Annotated in this window: 22 protein-coding genes and 1 pseudogene; 20 read left to right on the top strand and 3 right to left on the bottom strand. The window is 43.8% G+C overall.

Annotation, left to right across the window (positions count from 1 at the left end):
- Window positions 1-479: 479 nt before the first annotated feature.
- Window positions 480-1,877, top strand: a complete 1,398-nt coding sequence (gene mdtD, locus AACX38_RS17370) for a multidrug transporter subunit MdtD (RefSeq protein ID WP_228865035.1) — start codon at window positions 480-482, stop codon at window positions 1,875-1,877.
- Window positions 1,878-1,922: 45 nt separating this feature from the next.
- On the opposite strand, the gene rbsK is transcribed toward mdtD, so the two are convergent.
- Window positions 1,923-2,852, bottom strand: coding sequence for a ribokinase (gene rbsK, locus AACX38_RS17375; protein ID WP_228865036.1), 930 nt, complete (start codon window positions 2,850-2,852; stop codon window positions 1,923-1,925).
- A 307-nt stretch (window positions 2,853-3,159) separates the two neighbouring features.
- On the opposite strand from rbsK, the gene ravA reads away from it, so the two are divergent.
- Both ravA and viaA read left to right on the top strand, forming a co-directional pair.
- Complete coding sequence (gene ravA / locus AACX38_RS17380; protein ID WP_228865037.1) at window positions 3,160-4,662, top strand: ATPase RavA; 1,503 nt, start codon at window positions 3,160-3,162, stop codon at window positions 4,660-4,662.
- A gap of 4 nt (window positions 4,663-4,666) precedes the next feature.
- On the top strand, window positions 4,667-6,124 hold the full coding sequence (gene viaA / locus AACX38_RS17385; RefSeq protein ID WP_228865038.1) for an ATPase RavA stimulator ViaA: 1,458 nt from the start codon (window positions 4,667-4,669) through the stop codon (window positions 6,122-6,124).
- A 26-nt stretch (window positions 6,125-6,150) separates the two neighbouring features.
- On the opposite strand, the gene asnA is transcribed toward viaA, so the two are convergent.
- A complete protein-coding gene (asnA, locus tag AACX38_RS17390) occupies window positions 6,151-7,143 on the bottom strand; it encodes an aspartate--ammonia ligase (RefSeq protein WP_099121050.1) in 993 nt (330 codons plus the stop codon).
- A gap of 166 nt (window positions 7,144-7,309) precedes the next feature.
- Here asnA and asnC point away from each other — a divergent pair, with 166 nt between their 5' ends.
- The 17 genes from asnC to AACX38_RS17475 all read left to right on the top strand — a co-directional run bounded on the left by asnC (window position 7,310) and on the right by AACX38_RS17475 (window position 23,782).
- On the top strand, window positions 7,310-7,771 hold the full coding sequence (gene asnC / locus AACX38_RS17395; protein ID WP_099110088.1) for a transcriptional regulator AsnC: 462 nt from the start codon (window positions 7,310-7,312) through the stop codon (window positions 7,769-7,771).
- A 92-nt stretch (window positions 7,772-7,863) separates the two neighbouring features.
- The gene (gene mioC / locus AACX38_RS17400; RefSeq protein ID WP_228865039.1) at window positions 7,864-8,304 is read left to right on the top strand and encodes an FMN-binding protein MioC; all 441 of its coding nucleotides are present in this window, start codon (window positions 7,864-7,866) and stop codon (window positions 8,302-8,304) included.
- A gap of 373 nt (window positions 8,305-8,677) precedes the next feature.
- Window positions 8,678-10,567: a tRNA uridine-5-carboxymethylaminomethyl(34) synthesis enzyme MnmG gene (gene mnmG, locus AACX38_RS17405; protein ID WP_228865040.1), complete on the top strand. Its 1,890-nt coding sequence runs from the start codon at window positions 8,678-8,680 to the stop codon at window positions 10,565-10,567.
- A gap of 12 nt (window positions 10,568-10,579) precedes the next feature.
- Window positions 10,580-11,194, top strand: a complete 615-nt coding sequence (rsmG, locus tag AACX38_RS17410; RefSeq protein WP_228865041.1) for a 16S rRNA (guanine(527)-N(7))-methyltransferase RsmG — start codon at window positions 10,580-10,582, stop codon at window positions 11,192-11,194.
- A 615-nt stretch (window positions 11,195-11,809) separates the two neighbouring features.
- Window positions 11,810-12,187, top strand: a complete 378-nt coding sequence (gene atpI / locus AACX38_RS17415; protein WP_228865042.1) for a F0F1 ATP synthase subunit I — start codon at window positions 11,810-11,812, stop codon at window positions 12,185-12,187.
- A gap of 31 nt (window positions 12,188-12,218) precedes the next feature.
- Complete coding sequence (atpB, locus tag AACX38_RS17420) at window positions 12,219-13,043, top strand: F0F1 ATP synthase subunit A (RefSeq protein WP_228865043.1); 825 nt, start codon at window positions 12,219-12,221, stop codon at window positions 13,041-13,043.
- Between the two features lie 49 nt (window positions 13,044-13,092).
- Window positions 13,093-13,335: a F0F1 ATP synthase subunit C gene (gene atpE, locus AACX38_RS17425; protein ID WP_038266976.1), complete on the top strand. Its 243-nt coding sequence runs from the start codon at window positions 13,093-13,095 to the stop codon at window positions 13,333-13,335.
- A gap of 54 nt (window positions 13,336-13,389) precedes the next feature.
- Window positions 13,390-13,860 carry a F0F1 ATP synthase subunit B gene (gene atpF / locus AACX38_RS17430; protein ID WP_099121043.1) on the top strand — a complete coding sequence of 157 codons (471 nt, stop codon included), beginning with the start codon at window positions 13,390-13,392 and terminating at the stop codon, window positions 13,858-13,860.
- A 12-nt stretch (window positions 13,861-13,872) separates the two neighbouring features.
- Window positions 13,873-14,406 (top strand): F0F1 ATP synthase subunit delta, encoded by a 534-nt coding sequence (gene atpH, locus AACX38_RS17435; RefSeq protein ID WP_099124460.1) that lies wholly within the window; start codon window positions 13,873-13,875, stop codon window positions 14,404-14,406.
- Between the two features lie 14 nt (window positions 14,407-14,420).
- Window positions 14,421-15,962, top strand: a complete 1,542-nt coding sequence (gene atpA, locus AACX38_RS17440; RefSeq protein WP_099110080.1) for a F0F1 ATP synthase subunit alpha — start codon at window positions 14,421-14,423, stop codon at window positions 15,960-15,962.
- A gap of 71 nt (window positions 15,963-16,033) precedes the next feature.
- Window positions 16,034-16,897 carry a F0F1 ATP synthase subunit gamma gene (gene atpG, locus AACX38_RS17445; protein WP_099110079.1) on the top strand — a complete coding sequence of 288 codons (864 nt, stop codon included), beginning with the start codon at window positions 16,034-16,036 and terminating at the stop codon, window positions 16,895-16,897.
- Between the two features lie 34 nt (window positions 16,898-16,931).
- Window positions 16,932-18,314, top strand: a complete 1,383-nt coding sequence (atpD, locus tag AACX38_RS17450; RefSeq protein ID WP_099110078.1) for a F0F1 ATP synthase subunit beta — start codon at window positions 16,932-16,934, stop codon at window positions 18,312-18,314.
- A gap of 21 nt (window positions 18,315-18,335) precedes the next feature.
- Window positions 18,336-18,758 carry a F0F1 ATP synthase subunit epsilon gene (locus AACX38_RS17455; RefSeq protein ID WP_099110077.1) on the top strand — a complete coding sequence of 141 codons (423 nt, stop codon included), beginning with the start codon at window positions 18,336-18,338 and terminating at the stop codon, window positions 18,756-18,758.
- 233 nt (window positions 18,759-18,991) lie between these two features.
- Complete coding sequence (gene glmU, locus AACX38_RS17460) at window positions 18,992-20,422, top strand: bifunctional UDP-N-acetylglucosamine diphosphorylase/glucosamine-1-phosphate N-acetyltransferase GlmU (protein ID WP_228865044.1); 1,431 nt, start codon at window positions 18,992-18,994, stop codon at window positions 20,420-20,422.
- A gap of 138 nt (window positions 20,423-20,560) precedes the next feature.
- Window positions 20,561-22,390 carry a glutamine--fructose-6-phosphate transaminase (isomerizing) gene (gene glmS / locus AACX38_RS17465; RefSeq protein WP_228865045.1) on the top strand — a complete coding sequence of 610 codons (1,830 nt, stop codon included), beginning with the start codon at window positions 20,561-20,563 and terminating at the stop codon, window positions 22,388-22,390.
- A gap of 434 nt (window positions 22,391-22,824) precedes the next feature.
- Window positions 22,825-23,121, top strand: coding sequence for a hypothetical protein (locus AACX38_RS17470; protein WP_228865046.1), 297 nt, complete (start codon window positions 22,825-22,827; stop codon window positions 23,119-23,121).
- 94 nt (window positions 23,122-23,215) lie between these two features.
- Entirely contained in the window at window positions 23,216-23,782 is a 567-nt protein-coding gene (locus AACX38_RS17475) for a 3'-5' exonuclease (protein WP_228865047.1), read from the top strand.
- Window positions 23,783-23,794: 12 nt separating this feature from the next.
- Here AACX38_RS17475 and AACX38_RS20830 read toward each other — a convergent pair.
- Window positions 23,795-23,890: pseudogene (locus tag AACX38_RS20830) on the bottom strand (IS982 family transposase); the annotation flags it as partial.

Here is a 23,890-nt window from a genome sequence, read left to right on the forward strand (position 1 = left end):
GAATTAACTGTTTCAGTCACTCTTCAAGACTTTAATCTTTTTTGCCTTTCGGCTGTCGATAGTGTCTTGCGAGTGCCCACACAGATTGTCTGATTATGTTGTTAAAGAGCAATGGCAACCGGAAGCTCTTCCGGGTTGCGAGGCTGCGTATCTTACGCTTTTTGCCTCCGGAGTCAAGCGTTTATTTTCGCTTTCGTTCCGCTGTCCTGCGCGGCATGTCTCAGCTCAGCGTCGGTCAGTGGTGGCGCATTATAGGGAGTTTTTCGGCCCTGACAATAGTTTTTTTGCATTTTTTTTTCGTTCGTTTTTTTTTTCAACAAATTCAGCAAAAATGTTCATTTTGAATTCAATTATTGATGACATCTAAAGCGATTTTAAAATTCATGCAAAGAAACTAGAAATCTACTGGGTATATTTTTATGCATTAAAATGATACTTAGATACCAAATAACCATCATGACAACATCACAGGACATCTAATGGTCAAATCTGCGCGCAGCATGTCCGGATTGCCTTGGATTGCAGCAATGGCTTTTTTTATGCAATCTCTGGATGCAACAATCCTGAATACCGCACTTCCGGCAATTGCAAAAAGCCTAAACCACTCTCCATTAGCAATGCAGCCAGCGATTGTCAGTTACACATTAACTGTAGCAATGTTGATTCCAGTCAGTGGTTGGTTAGCAGATAGGTTTGGTACCCGGCGGGTTTTCATTTATGCCGTGTCCTTATTTTCTTTAGGTTCTCTTGCCTGTGCACTATCCAGTTCACTTTCTTTTTTAGTCATTTCACGCGTTGTGCAGGGAATCGGCGGCGCAATGATGATGCCCGTTGCTCGTTTGGCTTTATTACGGGCTTATCCGCGCAGCGAACTATTATCTGTGCTGAATTTTGTCACGATGCCTGGATTAGTAGGCCCTATTTTAGGCCCCCTGCTTGGTGGGGTATTAGTAACTTATGCAACTTGGCACTGGATATTCATTATCAATATCCCCATTGGTTTACTAGGCATTTTGTACGCCAAAAAACATATGCCCAACTTTACTATGCCAAAAAGTCCCTTTGATTTTGTGGGATTCGTGATGTTCAGTTCAAGCTTAGTGATGATTTCAGTCAGTCTGGATTTATTTGGTAATAGCTCATTACCGAACTATGTTCCAGCTGTAGTATTCGCTTCGGGGATTATGATGCTCTTCGGGTATTGCTTTTATGCCAAAAGACATCCCAACCCACTTATTAGTCTTAGTTTATTTGAAACCAGGACATTCTCGGTTGGTATCGGTAGTAATATTGCGACTCGTTTAAGCACGGGATCACTTTCTTTTCTTATTCCGCTGATGCTACAGGTAGGTTTTGGTTACTCTGCTATTATTGCAGGTATTATGATGGCTCCAAATGCCATTGGCGCTATTCTGGCTAAATCTTTTGTCACTCGGATACTATCTCTATTTGGATATAGAAACACCCTTCTCTGGATCACAATCATTATCGGTCTCATGATTGCCCAGTTTTCGCTGCAATCCCCAGAACTGTCACTCGCGTTTTTGATTATCCCTCTATTTATATTAGGAATGGTTATGTCTACCCAATTTACAGCGATGAACACAATTACTCTTGGTGATCTAAATGATAATAATGCAAGTGCCGGAAATAGCCTGCTGGCTGTGGCTCAACAATTATCCATTAGCTTAGGAGTTACAGTTAGTGCAGCAATCCTGAGATTTTATGAAGCAACGAGTTATGGTTCTACTATAGATCACTTTCACTATACCTTTCTCACGATAGGTATGATTACGCTAACTTCTGCCTTTATCTTTCTGCTCTTAAAGAAAGAGGATGGCATCAACTTGGTTAAGAAAAAGCGACCTAAAAAATGATGTTACGCCCGTAAAGCGGGCAACGTACTTTGATGATTATTCCGGTTAGCCTTGCTCAGACAAAAACTCATCAACTTCATTTCGCCAAGGAATGGAAGGCTGTGCTCCACGACGAGTCACTGTTATCGCCGCCGCTGCATGAGCAAAACGAATTGCTGATAAAATTTCTTTTTCTTCTAATAATCCCGTAACCAAAGCTCCATTAAATGTATCTCCTGCAGCAATCGTATCGATAGCTTTTACCTGGAACCCAGCAATTACTTTACCTTGCTTACCTTGTTCGCTGAGCCATACTCCACGACTCCCTAATGTAATGATAACTGTCTCTATTCCTTTGTTATGCAGAACATTAGCCGCTTTTTCTGCTTCTGAATCATCTGTTACGGCAATACCAGTCAGATACTCTACTTCTGTTTCATTAGGAGTAATAATATCTACCAGAGAAAGTAGCTGATCTGAGATTTTTTGGGCTGGGGCAGGATTAAGGATCACTTTGGTATGATGTTTTTTCGCTATCTCTGCAGCCAACAGTACAGTATCTAATGGTGTTTCCAGCTGTAGCAGTAACGCATCCGCCTCCCTAATAACTTGTTCATGGTAGCGGAGATATTTTGGTGTCAGCGCACCATTTGCACCTGCATTAATACCAATCACATTTTCACCCTGTTGATTAACAAAAATCAGAGCGACTCCTGTTGTTTCACCTTCAATCACTTCTATGGCAGAAGTATTAATATTATCTTTTATTAATTGCTGACGAATACGTTGACCAGCATCATCCTGACCAACACAGGCAATAAATGTAATATCAGCCCCACAACGACCAGCAGCAACTGCCTGATTTGCGCCTTTTCCCCCGAATGCTACCTGATACTGTTGCCCCTGCACCGTTTCCCCTGCCTGAGGAAACGATTTAAGACTCAATATGTGATCGACGTTAATACTTCCCATTACTACCAGTTTTGCCTTACTCATTATATTTACTCCTGTTCAAGGATCCTTCAGTTATCAAAAATAACAATCGTACAGTGACAATGATTTTTAGTAATACACTCTGTGAACGGTAATAGTGGTATCAGTTTTTGTACTCGATAAATATCTATATCTATTACAAGTACTACTTCAGATACCCCACAAAGTTAATGCTAAATCAATTCCATAGGTAGAACCAGAAATTGGCAGTGCAACAAAAATTCAACAAATATTCATCAAAACCTTTGCATAGATAGTTTTTTACCTATAAATAAAGGACAGTTACTATTTGAGCTATGGTGTTCACGATATGCAATTGGTTGAGAAAATATCCCGGCTAAGTCAGTATCTGGAAAGTGGGCTGTATGAAAGACGACAGGCCATCAGGCTTTGTATGCTGGCTGCTTTATGTGGAGAAAGTGTTTTCCTTCTCGGGCCTCCGGGCATAGCCAAGAGCCTGATCGCACGCAGGATAAAATTTGCTTTTCAGAATTCCCGCCATTTCGAATACCTGATGACACGTTTTTCCACCCCGGAAGAAATTTTCGGCCCTCTCTCTATTCAGGCGTTAAAAGATGAAGGGCGTTACCAGCGTCTTACTGAAGGTTATTTACCTGAAGCAGAAATTGTTTTTCTAGATGAAATCTGGAAAGCAGGGCCTGCTATTTTGAACACGCTCCTGACAGCAATAAATGAAAAAAAATTCAAAAATGGTAATCAGGAAGAACAGTTACCAATGAGGTTATTGATCACCGCTTCTAATGAACTACCTGATGCCAATAATGGACTGGAAGCACTTTATGATCGCATTCTGATCCGGCTTTGGCTGGATAATATTCAGGAAAAGAAAAGTTTTCATGCTTTACTCACTGATCACTGCAATGAAAATACCAATCCTGTACCCGATCACTTTCAAATTACCAATGAAGAGCTTGATCAATGGCAGGATAAAGTCAGCCACATCTCCCTTCCGATCCCTATTTTCGAGTTGATCTATCAACTGCGTCAGCAAATTAATGCTATGGAAAATACGCCTCATACCTCGGATCGCCGATGGAAAAAATCTATTCGTTTGTTGCAGGCCAGTGCTTTTTTCAGCGGAAGAAACTCTATATCTCCCCTAGATCTCGTTCTACTAAAAGACTGTCTGTGGCACGATTTGAATACTTTAAAACTTACCCCTCAACTTCTGCATAATTTACTGACAGAACAAGCTTATCAACAACGCTCTTTAACCCACAAAATGGAAGTGCTATACCAACAGTGGATGAAAGCCAGACAAGATGAAACCCCTCATCCACCTTTACAGCTAACCACAAAATTATCAGTTTTTGGTCACCATACTCACTATTTGCTTCCTGAAAATATAATTGGTGAAAAGCTGACACTATTTCTGTCACCTTCATTAAATTTACATGATCTTGCTGTTAATTTTATCGAAGTAGATAAATCTCAACTGGAAAAGTCCCTTAAAAAGAACAGTGACACTTTATCTGTCCGGTTAAATGGAATTGGTTTTCTACAAAAAATTCCTTTTGAAATTAACAAAAAAAATCAAATTGAAATGCTGGATATCAGCCGAAATAGTGCAGTGTTATGTCTATCTGAACAAAAACAGATAACCCTGAAAAAAGAGCAGGCACAATGGAAGGAAAAACTCTTATCTATTGGCGATGAAATCCAACACCAGCACCAATTGTTTAGCCAGCATCAGCCCTGTTTATTTATCGAGCCACATTGGCTGGCTGATATTGAGCAAAGTTTTTCCCAATTAACCGAAGAGCTTCAGAAATTGAGATCAAAAATGGGGTGATGACATGCTAACTCTGCCTGCGCTCGATTTTCTACTCGCCATAAATGAAAGCGATTTGATCGAGGAAATCATCTTAACATTCTTAAACACTCCTCAATTGATCATCTTCTTTAAAAATTTTCCCGGAATAAAACAAGCATTACTGAAAGAAATACCAGACTGGCGAAAAACATTGCAGCAAAGGATCGAGGAAACCCTTATTCCTTCAGCTCTGGCTGAGGAATTTAATTTATATCAACAAGTAACGATAATGGAACCTGCTGAGTTTTTTCAGAAATTACCTCACCTTGTTGAAAAGATAGAAAAAATTCAATCCCCTTTTGCTAATGATGCTTATAAATTATGCCAGCGATCATTTCAGGGCAGCAAAGCTGGGCACATATTGTTTATTCAACGCTGGCGCGCATGTCTGATCCATCAAACGACGACAATTCATAAGACATTATTGGAACAAGAAAAAGATCTGTTTCTGACAGAGATCCAGAAACGATTAGTAATAGCAAATCATCTTGCTCCTATATTCAATGAAAATGATCAAGCTGCTGGGCGCCTGTGGGATATGAGCAAAGTCCAGTTTCAACTAGTAGAACATAACATATCGCTACTAACTCAATATGCTGAATTCCTCAGACAGCAGCCCGAACTTGAGCAGTTAGCTCAACGATTGGGCCGCAGTCAAACCGCCAAATTATTACCTAAAGACAGCACAATTCTGGAGCCATTTACCCAAACTGAATGTATTCCCGATACCGTGCCAGAGCAAGTCAACGGACTTCAACAAAGTGATGACATTCTGAGAGTTTTGCCTACAGAATTGGCCATGTTAGGGATTGAAGAGCTGGAGTACGAATTTTATCGTCGACTAGTTGAAAAAAAACTACTGACCTATCACTTGCAGGGAAATAGTTGGCAAACAAAAACTGTTTTAAAGCCTGCTATTCATCATCACAACGAAAAGCAGCCCAGAGGACCATTTATTGTCTGTGTGGATACTTCTGGTTCGATGGGAGGCTTCAATGAACGTTGTGCAAAAGCATTTTGCCTTGCTTTGATGCGTATCGCATTAGCTGATAACCGCCAGTGTCATATCATGCTGTTTTCCACAGAGATCATTCATTATGACTTAACATCGCAGAATGGGCTGACTCAAGCAGTAAATTTTCTGGGGCAAACATTCAGGGGAGGAACTGATCTGGCCTTCTGCCTGAAAACGGCAATAGGAAAAATGGAAAAATACATCTGGAAAGATGCTGACGCTGTTGTAATTTCAGATTTCATTGCCCAGCGTTTACCGGGCGATCTAATCCATCAGGTACAAAATCTGCAACAGCACCAACAACACCGCTTCCATGCGGTCTCCCTATCCAATTACGGGAAACCCGGTATCATGCGAATATTCGATTACATCTGGCGCTTTGATACCGGGATTACAAGCCGTTTACTGCGAAAGTGGCAGCACTGAAAACTTAATCCTTTCAAAAAACAGAATTACAGGACACCTTCGACAGATTCAATCACTTCTGGTGACCAAACACCACACTGAACCTGACCAATATGTGCCATTTGCAGCAGCAACATCACTAAACGGGACTGACCAATACCACCACCGATAGACTGTGGCATCTCACCTTTCAGCAGAGACTGGTGCCAGTCGTACTGCAAGCGATCTTCATCACCGGACAATGCAAGCTGACGCTCCAGTGCTTCAGCATCAACACGGATCCCCATTGAAGAAATTTCAAAAGCATCCTGCAAAACAGGGTTCCAGACAATAATGTCACCGTTCAGACCAAGGAAACCATCGCTGTTTGTTGTTGTCCAATCGTCATAGTCCGGCGCACGAACATCATGTGCCTGACCATCAGACAGCTTACCGCCGATTCCCATCAGGAAAACAGCACCAAATTCTTTTGCAGCCGCACGCTCACGACCTTTGGCATCCAGATCTGGGTAACGTTTCAGAAGCTCTTCACTGTGCATGAAGTGAATTTGATCTGGCAGGAACGGTGCCAGACCAAATTCCTTACTTACTGCTTGTTGTGTTTCTTTTATCGCTTCGTAGATTTTACCCACTGTCTGTTTTAAATAATCGAGTGAGCGGCAACCTTCACCCACTACTTTTTCCCAATCCCACTGATCAACAAAGACCGAATGGATAGGAGTCAGGCGATCCTCATCAGGACGCAGAGCCTTCATATGCGTATACAATCCTTGTTCTGCCTGAAAACCAAAGCGACCTAGTGTCTTACGTTTCCATTTAGCCAGAGAATGAACCACTTCAAACGTAGCATCAGGCAGTGTCTTAACCTTCACCTGTACCGCTTTTTCGTGGCCTGACAGGTTATCCTGCGTACCATCACCAAGACGGCTCAGAATTGGCCCCTGTACTTCGATTAAACCAAGTTGCTTCTCTAGCAAACGTGAAAAGTAAGATTTCACAAAACTAATCTGCTGCTGTTTTTCAATAAAGGATGTTTTCATGATGCTGCTCTCTAAATTTTTTAGTGACCCTGTGTCCTGTTGATATATATTAAGCAACAAAACAGAGTATAAATTCAATATCTGATAATAAAAATATACACTAATGCAGATAAACGATAATTTTTACACTATAAAAATGAATATCATTTAAAAATAGGGATTAAAAATGGCAGAAATTTATCAGATCGATAATTTAGACCGAGACATACTTCATGCTTTAATGGATAACGCGCGTACACCCTACGCTGAACTAGCCAAAAAATTCGCAGTCAGCCCCGGCACGATCCATGTCCGCGTAGAAAAAATGAAGCAGGCGGGAATTATTTCGGGCACTCGGGTTGATATTAGTGCTAAACAACTTGGGTTTGACGTATGCTGCTTTATTGGCATCATCCTGAAAAGCGCGAAAGACTACCCAGCAGCATTACAAAAGCTCGATATGCTGGATGAAGTCGTTGAAGTTTATTACACAACAGGGCATTACAGTATTTTTATCAAAGTCATGTGCCGGTCTATTGAATCTCTTCAAGATGTACTTATTAACAAGATCCAAACTATTGACGAAATACAGTCAACGGAAACACTGATCTCACTACAAAACCCGATCATGAGGACTATCAAACCCTGATCCTGAAAAACCTATAACCATATTATCCACAGGTAGATCCCGACAGACTCACAACGTACAATAGTTGCTCTTTAAATTTAGCAAGGATCATGATGAGCACGATAACCTTAATCAGCGGAAGCACAATGGGCAGCGCTGAGTACGTTGCTGAGCATATGGCAGAGATCTTGGATAATCTTGGTTTTTCAACAGAGATACTACATGGCCCTTCACTGGATTATTTACCTCTGAATGGGCTATGGATTGTTGTCACATCAACACATGGGGCAGGGGATTTACCTGAAAATCTTCAACCTCTCGCCGATGAGATCGCACAGCAGAAACCTGATCTGAGTCTTGTAACATTTGGCGCTGTTGGGATTGGAAGTTCAGAATATGACACATTTTGTGGTGCAATAAGATCACTGGAACAATTATTAGAAGATCAGCAGGCAAAAAGGATCGGCGATCGACTGGAAATAGACATCCTGCAACACGAAATTCCGGAAGATCCAGCAGAAAAATGGGTCAAAGAATGGGCGAAGTTACTCTGATCAGATTAATTTTTTAGCGATCAACTGTGGATAACTTAGCTAAAAAGCAGGGGTTAACCCGTAGTTATCCATTTAATAAACGTGTTTCAATCTAATGGCTGTGTATAACTAGCCATTTAGATCCCAGCTTATACTGAGTTGGATCACGGATCATTCACAACAAATGATCCTTTTCAGCATCATGATCTTTCTATGGAAAATCCACTTATCCACAGATGATCGCGATCCTAATAAAAGATCTAATAAAGAGATCTTTAAATAAAAAGATCTTATTTTAAATAATGACGATCACTCCTACTTGGTCTAACGACCAAACTTGAGTAGAATTCTCTCCCCAATGCAAACTAGCATTCTTACAATTGAAGGTTCGCACATGTTTTATCCAGAACATTTTGACGTCATCATTATCGGCGGTGGTCACGCTGGTACTGAAGCAGCAATGGCAGCCGCACGTATGGGGCGTCAAACCTTATTACTGACTCACAATATTGATACTTTGGGCCAGATGTCATGTAATCCAGCCATTGGTGGGATCGGTAAAGGGCATCTGGTAAAAGAGATCGATGCACTTGGCGGCCTAATGGCAAAGGCAACGGATCTGGCTGGTATTCAATTCAGAACACTTAATGCCAGCAAAGGCCCGGCAGTTCGTGCAACACGCGCACAAGCTGATCGTGTACTGTATCGACAGGCTGTAAGAACTGCACTGGAAAACCAGCCTAACTTGATGATCTTCCAACAGTCAGTTGAAGATCTCATCGTGGAAAATGACACTGTTACCGGTGTTGTTACTCGCATGGGACTGAAATTCAGGGCAAAATCAGTTGTTCTGACAGTTGGTACTTTCCTTGATGGAAAAATTCACATTGGTCTGGAAAATTACAGCGGCGGACGTGCTGGTGATCCTCCGGCGATCGCTTTATCACATCGTTTACGTGAACTGCCTTTGCGCGTTTCCCGACTGAAAACAGGTACACCACCTCGTATCGATGCTAGAACCATTGATTTCAGCCAACTTGAACAACAATTTGGTGATAATCCAACACCTGTATTTTCCTTCATGGGAAACAGGGATCAACATCCACAACAGATCCCGTGTTACATCACTCATACCAACGAAAAAACCCATGAAGTGATCCGCAGTAATTTGGATCGCAGTCCGATGTATGCGGGGATCATCGAAGGGATCGGGCCACGCTACTGCCCTTCTATCGAAGATAAAGTAATGCGCTTTGCCGATCGTAATGCGCACCAGATCTTCCTTGAGCCAGAAGGACTTACCAGCAACGAAATTTATCCTAATGGAATTTCAACCAGCCTGCCATTTGACGTACAAATGCAGATAGTTCACTCCATGAAAGGCATGGAAAATGCACGAATTATCCGTCCTGGTTACGCGATCGAATATGACTTCTTCGATCCCCGGGATTTGAAACAGACTCTCGAAAGCAAATTTATTAATGGCTTGTTCTTTGCAGGCCAGATCAACGGTACAACCGGTTACGAAGAAGCCGCGGCTCAAGGGTTATTGGCCGGTCTAAACGCTGCCCGTTATGCTACTGACGAAGAAGGCTGGTTCCCTCGGCGCGATCAGGCTTATATCGGTGTGCTGGTTGATGATCTATGTACTCTGGGAACAAAAGAGCCTTACCGGATGTTCACATCACGCGCAGAATATCGTTTGATGCTACGTGAAGATAACGCTGACCTACGTTTGACAGAACAAGGCCGTGAACTAGGATTAGTTGACGATCTGCGTTGGGAACATTATTCCCGTAAAGTTGAAATGATCGAGCAAGAGCGCCAGCGTCTGAGTAATATCTGGGTTCATCCACACTCTGAAAGTCTGGATGAGATCAATCAAGTTCTGAAAACCCCATTGTCCAAAGAAGCCAATGGTGAAGATTTACTCCGACGTCCGGAAATGAACTATGAATTGCTCACATCAATGCCACGTTTTGCACCGGGACTGACTGAACCTCAGGCAGCAGATCAGGTTGAGATCCAGGTTAAATACGAAGGTTATATTGCCCGTCAGCTGGAAGAGATCGAAAAACAGCTGCGTAACGAAAACACAGTATTGCCTGTTGATCTTGATTACAAACAAGTCAACGGACTTTCGAATGAAGTTGTTGCAAAACTGAATGACCATAAACCAAGTACAATTGGTCAGGCTTCACGTATTTCTGGCATTACACCGGCAGCGATCTCCATCTTGCTGGTATGGTTGAAAAAACAGGGTTTATTGCGTCGTAGTGCCTAAGAGGACAAGGTTTTGTTTAACAAATTGGAATCGCTGTTAGCGAAGACAGACATTATTTTATCGTCGGAGCAAAAGCAGCAACTTGTTGCCTACGTTGATATGCTCAACAAATGGAACAAGGCTTATAATCTGACATCTGTTCGTGATCCGGAACAAATGCTGGTTCGCCATATTATGGATAGCATTGTCGTTAATCCATTTCTTCAGGGAACCCGCTTTATTGATGTTGGAACAGGACCCGGCTTACCGGGCATTCCACTGGCAATTGTACGGCCTGACTCTCATTTCACCTTACTGGATAGTTTGGGGAAACGCGTCCGTTTTCTACGCCAGGTTCAACATGAGTTAGGGCTCACTAACGTTGAGCCAGTACAGAGCAGGGTTGAGGAATTCACTCCTGAGGTGCTTTTTGATGGAGTGATCAGCAGGGCTTTTGCATCTTTGCAGGATATGCTGTCATGGTGCCATCACCTTCCTAAAGACACTGATGGGCGCTTTTATGCGCTGAAAGGCATCGTGCCGGAAGAGGAGCTGACTCAGTTACCTTCGGGGATCAGTCTTGATGCAGTCATTCCGCTTCGGGTTCCTGAGCAAGAAGGGCAGCGCCATTTGGTGGTACTTAAGTAAAACAGATTTTGTTGTTTATCAATAAAAGTTTAAATAATTAGTGACGTCGGCCACAGTTATATTGTTACGGACGTTACTAATTATCTTCCCTATCTTTTCATATTTATTTACCGATAGATCACAGAAAAATAACTTTCATTTTATATTGAGCAAATTGTTCTTTCTAAGAAGAGACATCCATTTTCTTTATAAATAAATTTTAGAGAAAGTGTTCAAAATAAACCTTTAAGATTTTTTGCTGATATATTGAATAAAACTTTATAGCTATAATATTAATTAATTGATTTTGTATAGAAAAAATAAAAGGCAGCTATCACAAATTTAATGATAAACGGTATTAATGTTTTGATTGAATGTGATATGTATCACGTTTGTTTTTGGGCTCGATAGATTAAACGTTACAAAATACTAAATAGTATTTGTGAGCAATCTACCATCAAAGTTAGAAATTTAAATTATTATTCACTTTTTCGCTACTTATGGATTGAATTCATTTCGTCTGCCCGTATAATTTGCACGTTTTTGTCACTTGACACTCTTAAGCAAAGACAGTTTTATACAACATTCAGCAAAGCCTGATATGTAATGGTGTACTTCAGGGAGAAAACAAAAGTCATGTCTGTATCCCTTTATAGCGGTAAAATTGCACTGAAACTGTTACTTTTGCAGTTAATGACTTTTGTTATTCTCAGTGCGGCTTTTTATACCAGAAGTATCGAATGGGGCGTTTCTGCTTTTGCCGGTGGGTTAGCATTTTGGCTGCCAAATGTCATTTTTATGCTGCTCACTCACTTTCAAAAGGTAAGAGAAGAGGGTGTACCTGTACGCATTGCATGGTTCTTCGCTATTGGTGAAGGGGTTAAAGTTATCACCTCGATAGCTATGCTGATAGTTGCCTTAGGGGTGTTCAAGGCGGCATTTGCACCACTTGGTGTGGCCTATTTAGCGGTGCTGATTGTGCAGATCATCGCACCTGCCGTAATGAACGGTTAGTGTTTTTAACAATAAAAGGGTAAAAAGCATCATGTCTGCATCAGGAGAAGTTTCAACTTCAGAGTATATAAGTCATCACCTGAGACACCTTCAGTTAGACTTGCGTACCTTTGAGTTGGTCAATCCCCAAGCTAGTGGCTATGAAGCGACGTTCTGGACGTTGAACATTGACTCGCTTTTTTTCTCCGTCGTATTAGGGATGTTGTTTCTGTTTGTATTCAGGAAGGTTGCCGTTAATGCCACTGCTGGCGTGCCGGGTAAATTCCAGACTGCAGTAGAAATGATTATCGGTTTCGTTGATAACACTGTACGTGATATGTATCACGGAAAGAGCAAAGTGATTGCCCCTCTGGCTTTGACTGTGTTCGTCTGGGTGTTTTTGATGAACGCATTGGATTTGCTGCCAATCGATTTCATTCCTTTAATCGGTGAACATGTCTTCGGCCTGCCTGCTCTGCGTATTGTTCCAACAGCAGATGTTAGTGTCACTATGTCGATGGCGCTTGGCGTCTTTGTCCTCATCCTATTCTATAGCATTAAGATGAAAGGAATCGGTGGTTTTGCGAAAGAGCTGGGGTTACAGCCTTTCAATCATCCTCTGTTTATTCCTATTAACTTAATTTTGGAAGGGGTTAGCTTGCTGTCTAAACCTATATCACTCGGTCTGCGACTGTTTGGTAATATGTATGCCGGCGAACTGATCTTTATTCTTATTGCGGCTCTCTTACCGTTTTGGTCACAGTGGATGCTCAGCTTACCATGGGCGATTTTCCACATACTGATTATTACGTTACAAGCCTTTATTTTCATGGTTCTGACGATTGTTTATCTGTCGATGGCATCTGAAGAGCATTAATTTTATCAATCATTAATAGTGTTTTAACTGAAACAAACTGGAGACTGTCATGGATATAAACATGGATCTGCTGTACATAGCTGCCGCTATTCTGATGGGTTTGGCTGCTATCGGTGCTGCGATCGGTATCGGCATCCTTGGGGGCAAATTCTTGGAAGGTGCAGCTCGTCAGCCTGATCTGATCCCTCTGCTGCGTACTCAGTTCTTTATCGTTATGGGTCTGGTTGACGCCATCCCGATGATCGCTGTGGGCCTGGGCTTGTATATGATGTTCGCTGTCGGTACCAAGTAACTTACAGAACTGAAAATTAAGCCGATTCATTAATTGAAATAGAGGTATTGTGCCGTGAATATTAACGCAACAATCCTCGGCCAGGCCATCGCGTTTGTCCTGTTTGTTTTGTTCTGTATGAAGTATGTATGGCCACCAATCATGGCGGCCATCGAAAAGCGTCAGAAAGAAATTGCTGACGGTTTGGCTTCAGCAGAGCGTGCTAAAAAGAACCTGGACTTAGCGCAAGCCAATGCGACCGACCAACTGAAAAAAGCGAAAGCAGACGCACACGCTATCATCGAACAGGCTAATAAACAAAGAGCCCAAATGATTGATGATGCAAGAGCTGAAGCTGAGCTGGAACGTAGCAAAATTGTAGCGCAGGCTCATGCTGAAGTTGAAGCTGAAAGCAAGCGTGTTCGTGAAGAGCTACGTAAACAGGTTGCGCTGTTGGCTATCGCAGGTGCCGAGAAGATCATCGAACGTTCCGTGGATGAAGCTGCTAACAGCGACATCGTTGATAAACTGGTCGCTGAACTGTAAGGAGGGAGGGGCATGTCTGAATTTGCTACTGTAGCTCGCCCCTACGCCAAAGCAGCTTTTGACTTTGCTGTGGAACACCAATCTCTCGAACACTGGCAGAACATGCTGGCGTTCGTTGCAGAGGTAACCCGCAATGAGCAGGTTGGTGAGCTGCTTTCCGGTTCATTAGCACCGGAAACGTTAGCCAATACCTTTATCACTTTATGTGATGATCAGGTAGATGAGCATGCTCGTAACTTTATTCGTGTCATGGCAGAAAATGGTCGCTTGCTGGTATTGCCAGAAGTCTTCCTGCAATTTATCCAATTGCGTGCATCACTGGAATCAACAATTGATGTTGAAGTGATATCTGCGTCCGAACTGAATGAGCAGCAGCAGGCTAAAATTTCTGCGGCGATGGAAAAACGTCTGTCACGCAAAGTGAAGCTGAATTGCAAAATTGACAAGTCTGTTATTGCCGGCGTGATTATCCGTGCGGGTGACATGGTGATCGATGGCAGTATTCGTGGCCGTCTGGATCGTTTAACAGACGTCTTGCAGTCTTAAGGGGACTGGAGCATATGCAACTGAATTCCACCGAAATCAGCGAACTGATCAAACAGCGTATTGCTCAGTTCAATGTGGTGAGCGAAGCTCACAATGAAGGTACGATTGTTTCCGTTAACGACGGTATCATTCGTGTCCACGGTTTAGCCGATGTCATGCAGGGTGAGATGATCGCACTGCCTGGCAACCGTTATGCAATTGCACTGAACCTGGAGCGAGACTCCGTGGGTGCGGTTGTAATGGGTCCGTATGCTGACTTGGCCGAAGGCATGAAAGTCAAATGTACTGGCCGTATTTTGGAAGTACCTGTTGGTCGTGGTTTGCTGGGTCGTGTTGTTAACACACTGGGTGAGCCAATCGATGGTAAAGGCGCTGTTGAGCACGATGGTTTCTCCCCAGTAGAAGTTATCGCTCCGGGCGTAATTGATCGTCAATCCGTTGACCAGCCTGTCCAGACAGGTTACAAATCTGTTGATGCCATGATCCCAATCGGCCGTGGTCAGCGTGAGCTGGTTATCGGTGACCGTCAGACAGGTAAAACTGCACTGGCGATTGATGCGATCATCAACCAACGTGATTCCGGTATCAAATGTATTTACGTAGCGATTGGTCAGAAAGCCTCTACTATTGCTAACGTAGTTCGTAAATTGGAAGAGCATGACGCACTGAAAAACACCATCGTTGTTGTTGCATCTGCTTCTGAATCTGCTGCCCTGCAATATCTGGCACCGTATTCTGGTTGTGCAATGGGTGAATACTTCCGTGATCGTGGTGAAGATGCCCTGATTGTTTACGATGACCTGTCTAAACAGGCTGTTGCTTACCGTCAGATTTCTCTGTTGCTGCGCCGTCCGCCTGGACGTGAAGCATTCCCTGGTGACGTTTTCTATCTGCACTCCCGTCTGTTGGAGCGTGCAGCGCGTGTTAACGCTGAATATGTTGAAAAGTACACCAATGGTGAAGTGAAAGGCAAAACAGGTTCTCTGACAGCACTGCCAATCATCGAAACACAGGCTGGTGACGTTTCTGCATTCGTACCGACAAACGTTATCTCCATTACTGATGGTCAGATCTTCCTTGAATCTGCTCTGTTCAACGCAGGTATTCGTCCGGCGGTTAACCCAGGGATTTCCGTATCCCGTGTAGGTGGTGCTGCTCAGACTAAGATTATCAAGAAACTGTCCGGTGGTATCCGTACTGCTCTGGCTCAGTACCGCGAACTGGCGGCATTCTCCCAGTTTGCATCTGATCTGGATGATGCGACTCGTAAGCAGCTGGATCACGGTCAGAAAGTAACTGAGCTGTTGAAACAGAAACAGTATCAGCCAATGTCTATCGCACAACAGGCTCTGTCTCTGTTTGCTGCTGAGCGTGGCTATCTGGAAGATGTCGAAATCGCGAAAGTGGTCAGTTTCGAATCTGCGCTGTTGGCGTATGCTAGCCATGAACATGCTGATCTTCTGAAAGAGATTGACCAGTCTGGCGATTACAACGGAGAGATCGAAGCGAAGCTGAAAGCTCTGTTGGAATCCTTCAAGGCGACTCAGTCCTGGTAACACTATTCGGCCCTGTTTGATTCTGTTTATGAAAAAACACGGGCCGTCTGGTTGAATACGGAGAAGCAGAAATGGCCGGCGCAAAAGAGATACGTACCAAAATCGCCAGTGTGCAGAACACGCAGAAAATCACTAAAGCGATGGAAATGGTCGCCGCGTCCAAAATGCGTAAAACGCAGGACCGCATGGCGGCCAGCCGTCCTTATGCAGATACCATTCGCAGCGTGATTGGACACCTTGCGTTAGGTAATCTGGAGTACAAACACCCATACCTTGAAGAGCGTGAAGTTAAACGCGTTGGGTACGTGGTTGTTTCTACTGACCGTGGTTTATGTGGCGGTTTGAACATTAACTTGTTCAAAAAATTGCTGATAGAAATGAAAGACTGGTCTGATAAAAAAGTCCAGGTTGATTTGGCACTTATTGGATCAAAAGCGGTTTCTTTCTTTTCTTCTGTTGGTGGCAACGTTGTTGCCCAGGTAACAGGGATGGGAGATAACCCATCATTGTCCGAATTGATCGGGCCAGTCAGCGTCATGATGCAAGCATATGACGAAGGGCGTCTGGATAAACTGTATATAGTGACAAACAAGTTCCACAATACAATGTCTCAGGTTCCGACAATCACTCAGTTATTGCCTCTGCCAGCCGGAGACGATGAAACACTGAAGAAGAAGTCCTGGGATTATCTGTATGAACCAGATCCTAAGGCGCTGTTGGATACCTTGCTGCGTCGCTATATAGAATCGCAAGTTTATCAGGGCGTCGTTGAAAACCTGGCTAGTGAGCAGGCCGCACGAATGGTAGCGATGAAAGCCGCGACTGATAACGGTGGCAACCTGATCAAAGAGTTGCAGTTGGTTTACAACAAAGCTCGTCAGGCCAGCATTACTCAGGAACTCACCGAAATCGTTTCGGGTGCAGCTGCGGTTTAACAGCTAGGTTTACGAATTACGTAGAGGATTCAAGATGGCTACTGGAAAGATTATCCAGGTAATCGGCGCCGTGGTGGACGTCGAATTCCCTCAGGACAGCGTACCAAAAGTATACGATGCCCTTGAGGTTAAAAACGGTGAAGAAAAACTGGTGCTGGAAGTTCAGCAACAGTTAGGCGGTGGTATCGTTCGCTGTATCGCAATGGGTACTTCTGATGGTCTGCGCCGTAATTTGGAAGTGACTGATTTAGGTCATCCAATCGAAGTCCCTGTTGGTGAAGCGACTCTGGGTCGTATCATGAACGTACTGGGTGACCCGATTGATATGAAAGGTGACATTGGCGAGCAAGAGCGCTGGTCAATTCACCGTACTGCACCAAGCTATGAAGAGTTATCTAACTCTCAGGAACTGCTGGAAACCGGTATCAAAGTAATGGACCTGATTTGTCCATTCGCTAAAGGTGGTAAAGTCGGTCTGTTCGGTGGTGCGGGTGTAGGTAAAACCGTTAACATGATGGAGCTGATCCGTAACATCGCGATCGAGCACTCCGGTTACTCTGTATTTGCGGGTGTAGGTGAACGTACTCGTGAAGGTAACGACTTCTATCATGAAATGACAGACTCCAACGTACTGGACAAAGTATCTCTGGTATATGGCCAGATGAATGAGCCACCAGGAAACCGTCTGCGTGTTGCTCTGACCGGTCTGACCATGGCGGAAAAATTCCGTGATGAAGGCCGTGACGTTCTGTTGTTCGTCGATAACATTTACCGTTATACCCTGGCAGGTACCGAAGTATCGGCATTGTTGGGTCGTATGCCATCTGCGGTAGGTTATCAGCCAACGCTGGCGGAAGAGATGGGTGTTCTGCAAGAACGTATCACCTCTACCAAAACTGGTTCAATCACTTCCGTACAGGCTGTTTACGTTCCTGCGGATGACTTGACTGACCCATCACCAGCAACAACCTTTGCTCACTTGGATGCAACCGTTGTACTGAGCCGTCAGATCGCATCTCTGGGTATCTACCCAGCGGTTGACCCACTGGATTCAACCAGCCGTCAGCTTGATCCACTCGTTGTTGGTCAAGAGCACTATGACGTAGCTCGTGGCGTTCAGTCTATCCTGCAACGTTATCAGGAACTTAAAGACATCATCGCTATTCTGGGTATGGACGAACTGTCAGAAGATGACAAACTGGTTGTTGCTCGTGCTCGTAAGATCCAGCGCTTCCTGTCTCAGCCATTCTTCGTTGCAGAAGTATTTACCGGTTCACCAGGTAAATTCGTTTCTCTGAAAGACACCATCCGTGGCTTCAAAGGCATCCTGAACGGTGATTATGACCACCTGCCAGAGCAGGCGTTCTACATGGTTGGTACCATCGAAGAAGCTATAGAAAAAGCTAAGAAGCTTTAATACGGCTGACGGGAGGTTGATATGGCTGCAATGACGTTCTCCCTGAACGTAGTCAGCGCTGAAAAACTGATGTTTGAAGGGCTGGTACAGAAAATTCAGGTGACTGGTAGTGAAGGTGAGTTGGGGATTTATCCTCAGCATACCCCGCTGCTTACTGCCATAAAACCGGGCATGATACGTATTGTTAAGCAGTTTGGTGAAGAAGAGTTTATCTACCTGTCAGGTGGTATTCTGGAAGTTCAGCCAAACGGCGTGATCGTACTGGCCGATACAGCGATCCGTGGTAAGGATTTGGATGAAGCCAAAGTGCTTGAAGCCAAGCGCAAGGCGGAAGAACATGTCCGTAATTCCCACGGCGATGTTGATTATGCTCAGGCATCTGCTGAATTGTCGAAAGCGATTGCAAAACTTCGTGTAATCGAACTGACGAAAAAGCTGATGTAGGATTACCTAATAAATTTCAAATATTAGCTGATAAGGTTAAATTTGAGAGATAAAAGGTAAATACCCAATGGATTTCGAATTGCATTGAGACAATTGGAAAGACAGAGGGTAAGGCAGTAGATAAAAAGCCAGTTAGTCATGCTAACTGGCTTTTTTGCATTACGAAATATGTAGCAATTTATTTCGTAAACAGGTTTACTTTTATACTTAAAATCGGAATTGTCAGGTTTCTTATGTCTATTACATCCAATGCAACTATTTCCAAGCCAGTTACTTCCAAATTAACGAGTGCAAAAAGTGTTGTGATACTGGCTGCGGGAAAAGGAACCCGCATGTATTCTGACCTCCCTAAAGTCCTGCACTCACTGGCAGGAAAGCCGATGGTTCAGCATGTCATTGATACTGCAATGGCATTAGGTACCCAAAATGTTCATCTGGTATATGGTCATGGCGGCGACCTGATGAAACAAGCTCTTGCAGGCCAGAAAAATGCTAATCAAAACCTGAACTGGGTATTGCAAGCGGAACAGCTAGGTACTGGTCACGCGATGCAGCAGGCTGCTCCACATTTTGCCGATGATGAAGATATTTTGATCCTCTACGGCGATGTACCACTGATTGCTCAGGATACGTTAGAACGTTTGATCGAAGCTAAACCAGAAGGCGGTATTGGCTTATTAACCGCTATTTTGGATAACCCGACCGGATATGGTCGTATCATCCGTGAAAATGGCGAAGTCACAGGGATCATCGAACAAAAAGATGCGACTGACGAGCAGCGTAAAATCAACGAAATCAACACCGGCATTCTGGTTGCAAACGGTGGTGATTTGAAACGCTGGTTATCCAAACTGGAAAACAATAACGCACAAGGTGAATACTACCTGACTGACGTTATTGCACTTGCACATCAGGAAGGCCGTCAGATTAAAGCTGTTCATCCAAGCCGTTTAAGTGAAATGGAAGGGGTTAACAACCGTCTTCAGCTTTCTGCACTGGAACGTATTTACCAGTCTGAACAAGCGGAAAAATTATTGCTGGCGGGTGTCATGTTACTCGATCCGTCTCGTTTCGATTTGCGCGGAACATTAGAGCATGGCCGCGATATCACCATTGATACCAATGTCATTATTGAAGGTCATGTCGTATTGGGGAATAACGTTCAGGTAGGCTCTGGCTGTATTCTGAAAAACTGCGTTATCGGTGATGGTGCGGTAATCAGCCCTTATACTGTAATAGAAGATTCTGAACTCGCGGCTGAATGCAGCGTCGGGCCTTTTGCTCGCTTGCGTCCTGGATCTAAACTGGCGGAAAAAGCCCATGTCGGCAATTTCGTTGAAATGAAAAAATCCTCCCTTGGCAAAGGTTCCAAAGCAGGGCACCTGACTTATCTGGGTGATTCTGAAATTGGAAGTAATGTAAATATCGGTGCAGGAACTATTACCTGTAACTATGATGGCGCCAATAAATTTAAGACTATCATTGGTGATGACGTATTTGTGGGTTCTGATAGCCAGCTTGTTGCCCCTGTAAACATTGCTAAAGGTGTAACTATCGGCGCAGGAACCACCGTAACAAAAGATGTTGCTGAAAATGAGCTGGTTATCAGCCGTGTTAAGCAAACTCATATTAGGGACTGGAAACGTCCTGTTAAGAAAAAATAAAATACATATAAATAATAATAACCCCCATCTCTACAAAGCTCGGGGACCGGTAAATCCAGAACGAGATTTGCCGGAACACAATCAGGTTGTGAGACATAAAAAGGGCATTTACAGCCCTATTTTTAGGAATAAAAACACATGTGTGGAATCGTTGGTGCAGTAGCACAGCGTGATATAGCAGAAATATTGATCGAAGGTCTTCGCCGTCTGGAATACCGTGGTTATGACTCTGCGGGTATGGCTGTCGTTGACAGCGAAAATCAGATGACTCGCCTGCGTGAAGTAGGCAAAGTACAGATGCTGGCTGATGAAGCAGATAAACAGCCTGTTATCGGTGGTACAGGTATTGCTCATACCCGTTGGGCAACACACGGGGAGCCAAACGAACGCAACGCTCACCCTCATGTTTCTGAACATATTGCAGTTGTGCATAACGGGATTATTGAAAACCATGAAGAGCTACGTGAAGAATTGAAAGCGCGTGGTTATGGTTTCTCTTCAGATACCGATACTGAAACCATTGCTCACCTTGTTCACTGGGAACAGCAACAGGGTGGTTCATTGCTGGAAATCGTACAGCGTGTTATCCCACAATTGCGCGGTGCTTATGGCACCGTCATTATGGATAGCCGTCAGCCAGACGTGCTGGTGGCTGCACGTTCCGGTAGCCCATTAGTGATTGGTCTGGGTGTTGGTGAAAACTTCCTGGCATCTGACCAGCTGGCATTACTGCCGGTGACTCGCCGCTTTATCTATCTGGAAGAAGGCGACGTTGCTGAAATCACCCGCCGCACAGTTCGTATTTTTGATGTGCAGGGCGAAGCCGTTGAGCGTGAGCAGATAGAATCCAACGTTCAGTACGATGCAGGTGACAAAGGTGTTTACCGTCACTACATGCAGAAAGAGATTTACGAACAGCCAATGGCGATTAAAAACACACTGGAAGGCCGTGTGAGTCATGGTGAAGTTAATCTGTCAGAACTGGGTGCTAACGCCGCAGAATTACTGTCTCAGGTTGAACATATCCAGATCGTTGCGTGTGGAACTTCTTTCAATGCCGGTATGGTTTCCCGCTACTGGTTTGAATCACTGGCGGGTATTCCGTGTGATGTAGAAATCGCCTCTGAATTCCGTTACCGCAAACCTGCCTGCCGTAAAGGTAGCCTGCTGATCACTCTGTCTCAATCAGGTGAAACAGCGGACACACTGGCAGCACTGCGCTTATCCAAAGAGCTGGGCTACCTGACTTCACTGACCATCTGTAATGTTGCAGGTTCCTCTCTGGTGCGCGAATCAGACTTTGCCCTGATGACCAAAGCAGGCGCAGAAATCGGTGTAGCATCCACCAAAGCGTTTACCACTCAGCTAACCGTATTGCTGATGCTGGTGGCTTACATGGGACGCCTGAAAGGTGCTGATGATTCTCTGGAGCAGAATATCGTTCATGCCCTGCATGCGTTACCAAGCCGCATTGAAAGCATGTTGTCGAAAGACAAAGTGATCGAAGCATTGGCAGAAGACTTCTCAGAAAAACACCACGCGCTGTTCCTCGGCCGCGGCGATCAATATCCGATCGCGGTTGAAGGTGCGCTGAAACTGAAAGAGATCTCCTACATCCACGCAGAAGCGTACGCAGCGGGTGAACTGAAACACGGCCCACTGGCACTAATTGATGCTGATATGCCGGTTATCATCGTTGCACCAAACAACGAACTGCTGGAAAAACTGAAATCCAACATTGAAGAAGTCCGTGCTCGTGGTGGTCAGCTGTACGTCTTCGCCGATCAGGATGCTGGTTTCATCGACAGTGAAAACATGAAGATCATCTCCCTGCCACACGTAGAAGAACTGATCGCCCCGATCTTCTATACCGTGCCACTGCAATTACTGTCTTACCACGTTGCCTTGATCAAAGGTACAGATGTAGATCAGCCAAGGAACTTGGCGAAGTCTGTGACTGTGGAGTGATGGTTTAATCACCACATACAATAAAAGTTAATTCTTTCTAAATCCGGTTATGTGAAAACTGACCGGATTTTTTCATTACCCTGTTAATGATCCTATTATTCGCAGAGTTTTTACAATTACAACAAAGACGTTGCCAAACACGCCATTGTATGGCTAAAAGCCATACATATTTGACTGTTACTCAAGAAAAATCTTTTTAAGATTCAGAAATTATTGTCAGTCATAAAAAGTAGTTTACTGAGAAGAAAACAGTCAAAATGCATTTAGTACCTGCCATTTTCAGAAGACGGCCATTCTAATCTCGATTACACTCATCACTTATGTACATAGTACCGATCAGTATTCGGTCAGGAATTTTTTCAATATAGAAACTAACGGATTATCGAACTTCAATTCGTAACCGAATAGATTGCGATAACGAGTGGGAATTTATTATGAAACTAAAAAAACTTAAGAAAGAGCTCGATGCGTTAAAGTTAATGGAAAAAGATCCTGATGTGGTCGGTTATGTACTGTTTAACACACGTAATCGTCGATTTGTTACGTTAGATGACAATGAGTTTGGCATGGTGATGTACGCTGACGATATCGAAGAAGCCTATTTAGCACCGTCACGGTTTGCCGCATTAATGGATATTGATTTTTTGCCGGAGCCAGACAAATTTGATACCGCGGCTGTCCCGGTTATTGAGAATCCTTTATTTGGTTTAATGCTTAAAGATCCTATTTGAATTAATACGATAAATAAGAAAGGATAATAATAGTGTTCGATCCAGAAAAGTATCCCGATAAAGCAACTATCCTTAAAATTATTAAGGAAAAAAGATGTTCCGAGAAAGAATTATTACACAGGCCCATCAATGGATCACGGAACGTGCCTATATTCTGGATACTGAAACCACAGGTTTAGATAAACAGGCACAGGTTGTTGAGATAGCCGTTACAGATATCGATGGGCAGGTGATTTTTCAGCGCTATCTCCGCCCTTCTGTACTGATTGATCTTGAAGCTCAAGCTGTTCACGGTATAACCCTGAGTGCTTTGAGTAATGAACCTCAATGGCCGCAGATTGCTGATGAACTTATCCCGCTTTTGACCAGCCGTCCTTTGATTATTTTTAATGAAAAGTTTGATCTCAGGCTTATAGCTCAGACTGCGAAGGCATTTGCGATGGATACGCGTTGGATAAAGCAGTTGCAGTCTCAGTGTGCAATGGAATTAGCTGCTCAGTTTTATGGCGCAACAAACCGATATGGTACTATTTCACTGGCCAATGCAGCACGTGCTGCGGGAGTGTCGGTGAAGGGAAAGGCGCATACGGCTGTGGTGGATTGTCAGACGACTGCCGCAGTGGTTCGTTCCATTGCGGATTTATATTCTCAGCTAAAGTAACCCCAATTCCGCTTAAGATATTGCTGAAATATCTTCTTCTGAGTAGAAAATTTTCAGTGATGGCTTTTTCTCTTTAAGGCAGTAAGCAATCAATCCCGTTAAAATCGT

This window comes from Xenorhabdus sp. PB30.3 (genome assembly GCF_963895965.1).
Taxonomy (GTDB): Bacteria; Pseudomonadota; Gammaproteobacteria; order Enterobacterales; family Enterobacteriaceae; genus Xenorhabdus; species Xenorhabdus stockiae.

Excerpts from the sequence above, each read along its gene's own strand:
- mdtD (WP_228865035.1), top strand. The coding sequence starts at position 480 with ATGGTCAAATCTGCGCGCAGCATGTCCGGATTGCCTTGGATTGCAGCA.
- rbsK (WP_228865036.1), bottom strand. The coding sequence starts at position 2,852 with ATGAGTAAGGCAAAACTGGTAGTAATGGGAAGTATTAACGTCGATCAC.
- ravA (WP_228865037.1), top strand. The coding sequence starts at position 3,160 with ATGCAATTGGTTGAGAAAATATCCCGGCTAAGTCAGTATCTGGAAAGT.
- viaA (WP_228865038.1), top strand. The coding sequence starts at position 4,667 with ATGCTAACTCTGCCTGCGCTCGATTTTCTACTCGCCATAAATGAAAGC.
- asnA (WP_099121050.1), bottom strand. The coding sequence starts at position 7,143 with ATGAAAACATCCTTTATTGAAAAACAGCAGCAGATTAGTTTTGTGAAA.
- asnC (WP_099110088.1), top strand. The coding sequence starts at position 7,310 with ATGGCAGAAATTTATCAGATCGATAATTTAGACCGAGACATACTTCAT.
- mioC (WP_228865039.1), top strand. The coding sequence starts at position 7,864 with ATGAGCACGATAACCTTAATCAGCGGAAGCACAATGGGCAGCGCTGAG.
- mnmG (WP_228865040.1), top strand. The coding sequence starts at position 8,678 with ATGTTTTATCCAGAACATTTTGACGTCATCATTATCGGCGGTGGTCAC.
- atpI (WP_228865042.1), top strand. The coding sequence starts at position 11,810 with ATGTCTGTATCCCTTTATAGCGGTAAAATTGCACTGAAACTGTTACTT.
- atpB (WP_228865043.1), top strand. The coding sequence starts at position 12,219 with ATGTCTGCATCAGGAGAAGTTTCAACTTCAGAGTATATAAGTCATCAC.
- atpE (WP_038266976.1), top strand. The coding sequence starts at position 13,093 with ATGGATATAAACATGGATCTGCTGTACATAGCTGCCGCTATTCTGATG.
- atpH (WP_099124460.1), top strand. The coding sequence starts at position 13,873 with ATGTCTGAATTTGCTACTGTAGCTCGCCCCTACGCCAAAGCAGCTTTT.
- atpA (WP_099110080.1), top strand. The coding sequence starts at position 14,421 with ATGCAACTGAATTCCACCGAAATCAGCGAACTGATCAAACAGCGTATT.
- atpG (WP_099110079.1), top strand. The coding sequence starts at position 16,034 with ATGGCCGGCGCAAAAGAGATACGTACCAAAATCGCCAGTGTGCAGAAC.
- atpD (WP_099110078.1), top strand. The coding sequence starts at position 16,932 with ATGGCTACTGGAAAGATTATCCAGGTAATCGGCGCCGTGGTGGACGTC.
- AACX38_RS17455 (WP_099110077.1), top strand. The coding sequence starts at position 18,336 with ATGGCTGCAATGACGTTCTCCCTGAACGTAGTCAGCGCTGAAAAACTG.
- glmU (WP_228865044.1), top strand. The coding sequence starts at position 18,992 with ATGTCTATTACATCCAATGCAACTATTTCCAAGCCAGTTACTTCCAAA.
- glmS (WP_228865045.1), top strand. The coding sequence starts at position 20,561 with ATGTGTGGAATCGTTGGTGCAGTAGCACAGCGTGATATAGCAGAAATA.
- AACX38_RS17470 (WP_228865046.1), top strand. The coding sequence starts at position 22,825 with ATGAAACTAAAAAAACTTAAGAAAGAGCTCGATGCGTTAAAGTTAATG.
- AACX38_RS17475 (WP_228865047.1), top strand. The coding sequence starts at position 23,216 with ATGTTCCGAGAAAGAATTATTACACAGGCCCATCAATGGATCACGGAA.